The organism is Nonomuraea sp. H19, from assembly GCF_052068215.1.
GTDB lineage: Bacteria > Actinomycetota > Actinomycetes > Streptosporangiales > Streptosporangiaceae > Nonomuraea.
In genome coordinates this window covers 1-8,685 of record NZ_JBQHCV010000077.1, presented here as the reverse complement: position 1 = coordinate 8,685, position 8,685 = coordinate 1, and the positions used below count along the sequence as shown (strand labels likewise).

Genomic DNA, 8,685 nt, shown 5'->3' with positions numbered 1-8,685 from the left:
GCCGACGGGCGCCTGGACATCGCCATCGGACACGCCTCCCAGACCCCGGCCGAGGTGACGTCCAAGCTGATCAGGCTCGATCCCCTCGGCGTCCTGGTGCCCAATGACCACCGCTTCGCCGACATGACGGACGGCGTCCCCGTCGCCGCCCTCGCCGACGACCTGCTGCTGCTGGGCGAGGAATCCCAGACGCCCGAGCTCAACCAGTTCGTCATGGCGCTGTGCCGGTCGTCAGGGTTCGCGCCCACCATCTACGAGGGAACCGTCGAGAGCACCCGCGCCGCCGCCGACCTCGTACTCCAGCACCGCTGCGTGCACTGCATCCCCTCCTCCTTCCGCACCTCCAACCGGCCGGGCACCACCTGGCGACCCCTGATCGAACCCACCACGCACTATCCCTGGTCACTGCTGTGGCACGACGCCAACCCCTCTCCCCACATCGCCACCCTCATCAACAGCGCCTCACACCTCGCCGAGCGGCTCGGCTGGCTGGAACCCGTCGCCCCGCCCAGCGGACCATCCGTCAGCGAAGGTGCTCCGACGGCCACCAGCCACAGCGATGAGCCTGTCTGATGCCCCAGTGATCGGTCCTGGAGATGGGTTCTTTCCGGATCGCCTGTTTCGGTACGGCACGCGTGAGTGTTTGGCTCGAAGTGAACGAGTGTGACCGTCGGCGCCGACACCCATGCGGCGGCCGGCCCCCTGCTTCGACCGGTCCGGAAGACCGATCCCATGCAGACATCGATGCACCGCCAAAGGAGCTCGGCCATGGGCATCATCGCTTGGATCATCCTCGGACTGGTCGCCGGGGCAGTGGCCAGAATGCTGGTCCCCGGCAAGGACCCGCAAGGTCTGATCATCACCTTCGTGCTCGGCATCGCCGGGGCGCTGCTGGGTGGCTTCGTCGCCACCGAGGTGTTGCACGTCTCTGGCATCCAGGGGTTCTTCAACCTGTCCACCTGGATCTGCGCCATCGTCGGCGCGGCAGCCCTGCTGCTCGGCTACCACCTGATCACCGGCCGGCGTCCGGGCCGCCGAACCGGCCGCTGGGCCGGCCGCCGATGACCCCGCCCAGCACGCCCCGCAACCCATCCCAGAGCTCACGTGCCTGCCGCGGCAGGGGTGGTGCGTGATGCCCATCGCGGGAGCCATCATGGTCATCGTCTTCGGCGCCATCCTCACCTTCGCCCTGGCCGATGGCTCAGTGGGCGGCGTCGACCTGCGCATTGTGGGCGTCATCCTGATGCTCGGCGGCGCCGCTGGGCTCCTGCTGCCCCTGCTGCGCAGCAAGTCACGCTGGAGCCAGTCGACGGTCCGCAGCCGCCAGGACGTCATCGACGACCGCATCAACGGCCGCATCGACGACCGGCCGCCGCCCACCCTGGTAGACCCACCCGGCGACGACGGCAGACAGGGCGGTACTCGCAGGCTCCCGGACGATCGTCGCCTGTGACAAGGGGGAGCGCCAAGTTCCTCCAAGGCAGCGGCGTCCAGGAAGAACCTTTCCAGCTCCTGTTGACCTGGCCTTCCAGACTCGTTTCTTGGCTTCGTCGGCGCTTCGGTATCGAATATGAACGCACCCTGAGCCAGCGGGACACCCGCGGTGAGGCCGAGCGGGAGTTGCGGACCCGCGAGAAGCGGTTCGCCACCCTCGACATCAAGCCGCTCAGCCCGCAGGCCCGGCAGAGCCACCGCGCGCAGTGGACCAAACTGCAGGAGCAGTTCGTGGACGCGCCAGGCGCCACCGTAGACGAGGCCGATCAGCTGGTGATCTGGCGGGTCGTGGCCGAACGCGGATACCCCGCAGGAGACTTCCAGCAGCAGCTCTCCAACCTGTCGGTGGTGCACGGCCGCACCCTGCACCATTACAGGAAGGCCGCCAGATCAGCGGGCGTGCCGCACATGACGAAGCCTCCACCGAGGATCTGCGGCAGGCCATGGTGCACTACCGCGTCCTGTTCGAGAGCTCCTCGACGACACCGACAAGGACTACCCGCAACCAGCCGCCCCTGCCCGTGACGGCCATCCGGCACTGCACGGCGACCCTCGAGAGAGCTGACGCATGGACATCCGCAACGACGAAGAGCGCCTCGGCCAGACCACCGACATACCGCCACCTCGACCCGCGCCCGTTCTCGATCACGACACTCCTCCGGCCACCACCTCCGACAAGCTCGTCTTCGACCCGGCGGCCGAACCCGCGCCACCGCAACGCGCCTCGTTACTCGGCAGCGACCCCAGCGGTGTCCTGGACCGGTGGCACGATCTTCAAGCGTCCTTCGTGGACGACCCGCGCGAAGCCGTCCAGCGCGCCGACTCGCTCATGGACGAGGTGATGACCTTGATCCGCGAGACGCTGGAACGCCGCCTGCGTGAGCTCCGGGAGCCCTGGAAGAACACCGACCACGACGACACCGACACCGAACGACTGAGGATGGCCCTGCGCGCCTACCGCAACGTCTTGCACAAGCTGATGCCGCTCGCCGACGACCACGCGACGCGGTGACGTCGTGCTGGCCATCGTCGCGGCCATCGTCTTTGCGATCGGCCTGCTGCTCGACCTGCTCAACACCGCCATCGCCGGCATCGGCGGCACCACCTTCATCCTGCTCGGACTGTGCCTGCTCGCACTCCATCAGGGAGGCATCGGCACCGCGGGCACCCGCTGGCGCAGAAAACGGTGACCGGGGCACCTTTCAGCCACGGCGACGAGTCTCCCAGCACCCTCAGGGACGTGCCTTCGGATCAAAGGGACCCATGGCGACCGACCAAGCTCCCGTCCGATCGAGGCTATGCCCGAGCAACTTGGTCCTTCCGCGCCTCATGACACTGGCCAGGCAGGCCGTACCGGGGGCTGCTCATGGCGATTGAAGGAGCTCTTCGAATACTTGGGATCGGCTGGCGACGGGAGACGTGATGGGAACATCGCCGCAGCACCATAGGGCCGTGGACGTGCGACGGGTGCGGGTGGGATGTGAGTTCGTGTACGTTGCCGCCGTCGACACCCCGACTGTCTTGCAGGTGGAACTCCAGGACGCGGCGCCGGTCAGTCTCGCGCAGCACGGGTGGTCGACGGAGCCGCAGTTGCGCATCCGCCGCTACACCGACTTATACGGCAACCTGTGTGTGCGGGTGGTGCTCCCCGCGGGACGGTCCACGCTGCGCTACGACGCCCTGGCACTCGTGCCCGACGCGGCCGAGGACGTCGACGAGCACGCGCCGGAGCTGCCGCCGGAAGAGTTGCCCGACGACGTTCTCATCTACACGCTGCCCAGCCGCTACTGCCTGCCCGACATGCTCGGCGACGAGGCCTGGTCGCGCTTCAGCGCCCTTTCCCCCGGTTACCTCCGGGTACAGGCGATCTGTGATCATGTCTACCGCCATCTGACGTTCCGCTACGGCAGCAGCGGTCCACTGTCGACGGCGGTCGACGTCAACACCTCCGGGTTCGGCGTCTGCCGCGACTTCACCCATCTGGCGATCTCGTTCTGCCGGGCGCTCAACATCCCGGCTCGCTATGTCTTCGGCTACCTGCCCGATATGGACGTGCCGCCGGACCCGGCGCCCATGGACTTCGCCGCGTGGATGGAGGTATGGCTGGGCGATCGATGGTGGACCTTCGATCCGCGTAACCACCGCCGGCGCAAGGGCCGGATCCTGATAGGACGTGGACGGGACGCGTCCGACGTAGCCATGATCACCACTTTCGGCGCGCCGCTGCTGGAGTCGATGACCGTGCGCGCGGAAGAGGAGCCGGCGTGACCACGAATGGATCACACCGCCGCCCGCCGCATCATCAGCCGAGCCGGGTGACCTCGATGGTGACGCCGAAGTGCTCCGGTGCCAAGACGGAGTAGACACCGGACAGCGGTCGTAGGTCAGCGTAGGCACGGCCACGTGCCGGCAACACGTGCCGGCTGCCCAAGTCGGCGAGGCTGGTCGGGTCGAGGGCAACCCAGTCACCGACCCAGAACTCCACCCAGGCGTGGCCCTCGCCTGCGGTCACCTCTCCGACCTCGGCGTCCACCACCGGGTGCAGGCAGCCGGAGACGTAGCACGCGGGCAACCCGAACGCGCGAAACAGGGCGAGCGTGACGTGCGCGAAACCTGGCACACGCCCTTCCCAGCCGCGCGGGCTTCGGCCGAAGAGGTGCGCACGTGCGTCGCGATCGACGCGGCAGCGACGGCGGTCAACACGGTGGCCAGCGCGTACAGGCCGACGTCCCGGTCATCGGGCGCCTCAGACACCACGCGGTGGCCGGTGAGGGATCGGGCCATCACGACGACACGCAGTAAAGGTGATCAACATGGCCGTTCTCATCGGTGCGGCTCGCGCCCAGGCCGACCCGCTGAGCGAGGTGTACTTCGTGAGAGCCGCCGGGGCCCTCGACACACACTGCGCAGGACCCTGGCACGTCTGCATCTCCTGCGCCGCCACCTGGCCATGCGAGCCGGCACTGGCCGCCGCGTTCATGCTCGAACTACATGCTGACGAACGCGGGGAACCGCGAAATGGCCCGCTCAGCACAACGACATGTGGTTCTGGGTGACGGTGAAGTCGTGCATCATGGACCATCCGCGGACTTCGATGTCCTCGCTGTGCACGCGGCGGCCTGCGCGTCGGCGACGTGGAAGCGCAGCCAGGGCGGCCCGGTGATGGCCACGCCGAAGAAGAACAGTTCTCCGGTGCCGGGTCGCCCTCAAGGTGCGCGGTCATCGCGATGGTCAGCCGTCAGGCAAAATCGTAACGGCCGCCCGTGTCCAATTCTGGGATGATCGCCGTCGGCACCCAATGGCCGCCAGTTCGGGATTTTCGTATCTCCGGTCAGGGCGGGCAGGACGCCTTATGGCCGCACCACCGCGACGGAGTTGCGGCCGTGGTACAGAACGCCGAGGGTGACGGATCCGAGCATCACTGTGCCGATCGCCCCTCGGCCCTGGGAGCCGACCACGACCAGATCTGCCTTCTCGGAGGCGCTGACGAGCGCGTCGACGGGGTGGGTCCGCCGGATGTCTTCGACCACCGCCACCTGCGGATATTGCTGCCGCCACCCTTTGAGGATGCCGGCTGCGATCCGGCACTGGTCGGCGTGGATCTGGTCCAGGTCATGGATGGTTTCGGAGACGTGGGCGTGGTTCGGCAGTTGCCACGTGTAGACGGCGCGTAGCGTGCTGGCGCGAAGCATCGCCTGCTCGAAAGCGTAGGCGAGGGCGGGTTCGCAGGCGTGATAGTCGTCGAGCCCGACAACGATCTCTCCGTGGGAGGTGTCGGGGTCGGAGCGGACGACGACCACCGGGCCACGGGCATGACCGGCTACGTGGGTGCTCACCGAGCCGAGCATGGCCCCGGGAAGGCTGCCAAGGCCTCTGCCGCCGATCACGACCTCGGCGGCGTTACCGGCCTGACCGCGCAGCACCGCCGCGGCGGCGCCCTGCGACAGCTCGCTGGTGACATCGATGCCAGGTTGTCGCTTGCGCGCGACCGCCTCGGCGTCGGCGAGGACGCTCTCCGCGCTGAGGGTGACGGCATCACCCAGCCCGAGGGCGGGGAACCTCGCGGTCTCGTACGGCGAGCGGTCCACGGCGTGGACGATGAGCAGTCGGGCCGCCGCGCGCGCAGCGTCGTCGGCCGCCCACTCAACGGCCGCGGTCGCGGCGGCCGAACCGTCGACGCCCACAACAATGACAGGATTCATGGCCCCTCCAGATTTGTGCCATCTATTTGCTCATTGCTCGATCCCCGCAATATGTAGGCCCATGGATCGGCAAGCGGATTCGTGCCGCCGATGCCGTTGGTGGCGGCCATGATCAGTGCTTGAACATGCCTTTGGTCTTCCTGCTACGATGCCTCATATTATTTTCAGGCCGACCGGCCAGGCCTTTCGATTCCAGATGCTGGTTTCCGGTGGCGCGGCCGAAGTAGAGCATGATCCAGCTCTTGATGACCCGTGTCGTGGCCTCGATCTTCCTTGTCAGACTCACGGTGCTTCCCTTCAGCGGTTCTCGGGCGTCCATCTCGAGGAACCGTGGATCTGCCGTCGCCAGGCACCACGCCTGGTCGGCGTTTTGCGGGCCGCAACACGACCTGAACTCAAAGGTGCTCTTTTGGCCGGTAATGGGAAACAAGCAATCGCCGTCTCTGTTATCACCACAAGCGATAACTGCACCGATTGTGTCGATGACGGCTTAACTTCCTTCCGTGCCTCGCGGAATGAGGTAAGATAACAGTACCGAGGACTTTTCGTGCGTTGGCATACAGGTTGGCGTCGCCCGCGGCGATAGACCACTTTCGGCCCCTTTTGAGGGGCCTGAACAGGCCAGGCGACGATGATGACAGCACTGCTCTCTCCGTCCGCACCGCCAAGCCCCGTTACCGCTACCGCCCTCAGGGCGCATTCCGCGCTCAGGCTCAGCCTGAATCCCTTGCTGGATCGGAGCGGCACCGTTGACGGGGCGTGGTGGCCCCGCACTCGCGACGCCGCCGCTGAACTGCCTGCCCTCATCTCGGCCGTCGACCGGCGCCTCGGCCGGGCCGTGCTGCGTGTCGCCCTGTATCGGGACGCATGGGATCACATTCCGCGACGCATCCCGGCCCGCGGTCGTCAGGTCAGAGTGAGCTGGTTCCGCAGCTCCGACCCTCACCTGATCACCCTGAGCATCGCGGGAACCGCGCCCATCACTTTGCTGGTCGTTGCACCCGACACGGCGAACGGCCCGGCCACGGCCGCGCTCACGCACGCCGCCGTAGGCACGATCGGCGTTCGTCCCGGCGACATCCTCCGCCCTGTCGTCCCCGACGAGGGCACGCCCGGACAGGAAGGCTCATCCTCCTGGGAGAACGAGGGCGGCCGCCTCACCGATCCCGTGCCCGCACCGCCCGCCGCCACCTGACCTGCCACCGAGCCGCCGGTCCCGCCGCCGATTCTCGATGAAGACGGACATGGTCCGATCCTTCAGTGCGGATCAGGGACACCCCACCGGCAGGACCTGGTCGAGTTACTGAACGCGTGAAGTCCGGTACGGGTGAGGGGTCATCGACGGGGCCGGTCGGTGACGGCCCGACCCGTGATACCCGCTTCAAGGCGATCACGGCGACGAACGAGTGGACGCCGCCTGGCCACGCGCCAGGCGGCTCCGGCATCACCCTGCACGATGCCGGAGCCCACCTCCTCGACGCCGGCGTGAGTGGTAGGCAGCTCGATGCGGAAGCGGGTGACTGAGCACCACTACAGGGGGTAGGCAAGGCTTCGGCGGCAGGGGCGTCGGCTTGGCCGCAGGAAGGAGCTGGGCGAGGCGCTGTTGACCTTCTCGGCTACTGCTTGTCCGAAGAGAGTGCTTTCTCACCAGACTTGCTGGATGAGCTCGCACAGAAAGTGATCATGGGTAACGATGGCCAGTATGAGCGACGATGATGACGCGCGTGCTGAACTGGAGGAATGGAGCGAGTTCATCGGCCGGATCCGCTACGACGGTCCACGTCCTGGTGATGCTGGTGACGAGCGGTTGGCCGATGAGGCGGTGGCCAACGAGTTCTCCAGTTGGGGTCGACTCGACGGCTCACCCGAGATGAACAACCTGATCTGTCGTGCCTTGGAGATCGGCTATCTGCGGGCTCTGCAGGACGTTCGCGAGCAACGGATCGCCGGGCTGGGGCCCACAGACTGACATCGGTACGAAAGGCGCGGTTCATTCTCCGCGTCAACGCTTCCCCCTCCCCGCACCGGCCCAGCCCCGGACGCGATTATTACTCGGCTGGAGGGCGCCGCGTCCGCGGTGCGGTAGGCGGATGTGGAGGGCTGCTGCCTACAGCGTTCGACCCTGGGCAGGTGTCCCTTGTGGACGCTGGCGAAAGGAGCCGGCCGTGTCTGAAAACGTCACACTGATCATTCGATTCCGCCTGGTGGGCGGTGAAGACGTGTCCGTGATGAGCGGGGACTTCGACGGGGAGCCGGAGGCGGTGGCGGCGATCTCTCGTGCAGTGGACGAGCGGCGCAGCCTGGTGTTGATGCAGGCGAGATATGAGCGTGAGGCCGACGTGCACGGCGTGGTCATCAACCTCGCCAACGTGGTGTCGGCGCGTGTGTCGAAGACGGACAGCGCCGAGGCGGGCCAGTACCTGTAGCGGGCGGCTGCCCCGACATGCCCTGACATTGGCCAGCCGGACGGTGTCCTCAGCCAGCCGCGTAAAAGGGCCGGTGTTGGGTCAAAGCCGGATCCCGGCAGAGAAGGAATCTAGTACGGGGGAACTGAATCAGTCATGACGGGACCTGTGCCGGGGGCCCGCAGCAGGGTTGCGGTGGACCGGTCGGAAGGCTTCGGTGAGCGGCTGCTGGGGCAGTTGCTGGACCGGGCTCACGGGCGGCGATCCTCTGCCCATTGACGGGTCACGTCGACGGCCAGCGGAACCTCACCGTTGCCGGTGAACAGCTGGAGCCACCTGGCGCTCACCTACGACGGCGCCGCCCTGCGGTTGTTCGTCAACGGCCAGCAGGTCGCCCAGACCGCGCTGAACGCCAGCCTCTACGACGACGGCAGCCCGCTGCGGATCGGCGGCAACGTCGTCTGGCGTGAGTACTTCAGCGGCCTGATCGACGAGGTGCGCGAAGTGTCCCCGGCAGGATTCGAACCTAATGACTCCGTACGACCCCGAGTTTCGCCGGCTCGGGCACTCGCCTCAGATGCCTA

At 67.0% G+C, this 8,685-nt stretch carries 13 protein-coding genes and 1 pseudogene; 11 read left to right on the top strand and 3 right to left on the bottom strand.

Annotation, left to right across the window (positions count from 1 at the left end; genetic code table 11):
- The 7 genes from ACTMTI_RS56120 to ACTMTI_RS56090 form a co-directional block, all read left to right on the top strand.
- Positions 1-573: LysR substrate-binding domain-containing protein (locus ACTMTI_RS56120; protein WP_441129275.1), on the top strand; the 573-nt coding region annotated here is incomplete at its 5' end.
- Between the two features lie 195 nt (positions 574-768).
- A complete protein-coding gene (locus tag ACTMTI_RS56115) occupies positions 769-1,065 on the top strand; it encodes a GlsB/YeaQ/YmgE family stress response membrane protein (protein ID WP_441129274.1) in 297 nt (98 codons plus the stop codon).
- A gap of 67 nt (positions 1,066-1,132) precedes the next feature.
- Positions 1,133-1,453 carry a DUF6458 family protein gene (locus ACTMTI_RS56110; protein WP_441129273.1) on the top strand — a complete coding sequence of 107 codons (321 nt, stop codon included), beginning with the start codon at positions 1,133-1,135 and terminating at the stop codon, positions 1,451-1,453.
- A 167-nt stretch (positions 1,454-1,620) separates the two neighbouring features.
- Positions 1,621-2,019 carry a hypothetical protein gene (locus tag ACTMTI_RS56105; RefSeq protein ID WP_441129272.1) on the top strand — a complete coding sequence of 133 codons (399 nt, stop codon included), beginning with the start codon at positions 1,621-1,623 and terminating at the stop codon, positions 2,017-2,019.
- 43 nt (positions 2,020-2,062) lie between these two features.
- Positions 2,063-2,506 carry a hypothetical protein gene (locus ACTMTI_RS56100; RefSeq protein ID WP_441129271.1) on the top strand — a complete coding sequence of 148 codons (444 nt, stop codon included), beginning with the start codon at positions 2,063-2,065 and terminating at the stop codon, positions 2,504-2,506.
- Between the two features lie 4 nt (positions 2,507-2,510).
- A complete protein-coding gene (locus tag ACTMTI_RS56095) occupies positions 2,511-2,684 on the top strand; it encodes a hypothetical protein (protein ID WP_433013640.1) in 174 nt (57 codons plus the stop codon).
- A 262-nt stretch (positions 2,685-2,946) separates the two neighbouring features.
- Entirely contained in the window at positions 2,947-3,762 is an 816-nt protein-coding gene (locus ACTMTI_RS56090; protein ID WP_441129270.1) for a transglutaminase-like domain-containing protein, read from the top strand.
- A 34-nt stretch (positions 3,763-3,796) separates the two neighbouring features.
- Here the strand turns inward: ACTMTI_RS56090 and ACTMTI_RS56085 are convergent.
- The 3 genes and pseudogenes from ACTMTI_RS56085 to ACTMTI_RS56075 all read right to left on the bottom strand — a co-directional run.
- Positions 3,797-4,120, bottom strand: a pseudogene (locus ACTMTI_RS56085) (transglutaminase-like domain-containing protein); the annotation flags it as partial.
- 724 nt (positions 4,121-4,844) lie between these two features.
- Positions 4,845-5,696 (bottom strand): universal stress protein, encoded by an 852-nt coding sequence (locus tag ACTMTI_RS56080; protein ID WP_441129269.1) that lies wholly within the window; start codon positions 5,694-5,696, stop codon positions 4,845-4,847.
- A gap of 112 nt (positions 5,697-5,808) precedes the next feature.
- A complete protein-coding gene (locus ACTMTI_RS56075; protein ID WP_441129268.1) occupies positions 5,809-6,015 on the bottom strand; it encodes a hypothetical protein in 207 nt (68 codons plus the stop codon).
- A gap of 312 nt (positions 6,016-6,327) precedes the next feature.
- Between ACTMTI_RS56075 and ACTMTI_RS56070 the strand changes: the two genes are divergently transcribed.
- The 4 genes from ACTMTI_RS56070 to ACTMTI_RS56055 form a co-directional block, all read left to right on the top strand.
- Positions 6,328-6,891: a DUF5994 family protein gene (locus tag ACTMTI_RS56070; protein WP_441129267.1), complete on the top strand. Its 564-nt coding sequence runs from the start codon at positions 6,328-6,330 to the stop codon at positions 6,889-6,891.
- A 507-nt stretch (positions 6,892-7,398) separates the two neighbouring features.
- Complete coding sequence (locus ACTMTI_RS56065; protein ID WP_305925179.1) at positions 7,399-7,665, top strand: hypothetical protein; 267 nt, start codon at positions 7,399-7,401, stop codon at positions 7,663-7,665.
- A gap of 196 nt (positions 7,666-7,861) precedes the next feature.
- On the top strand, positions 7,862-8,122 hold the full coding sequence (locus tag ACTMTI_RS56060; RefSeq protein WP_441129266.1) for a hypothetical protein: 261 nt from the start codon (positions 7,862-7,864) through the stop codon (positions 8,120-8,122).
- Positions 8,123-8,419: 297 nt separating this feature from the next.
- Positions 8,420-8,685, top strand: a 266-nt coding sequence (locus tag ACTMTI_RS56055) for a LamG domain-containing protein (protein WP_441129265.1), incomplete at its 3' end; no start/stop codon positions are given.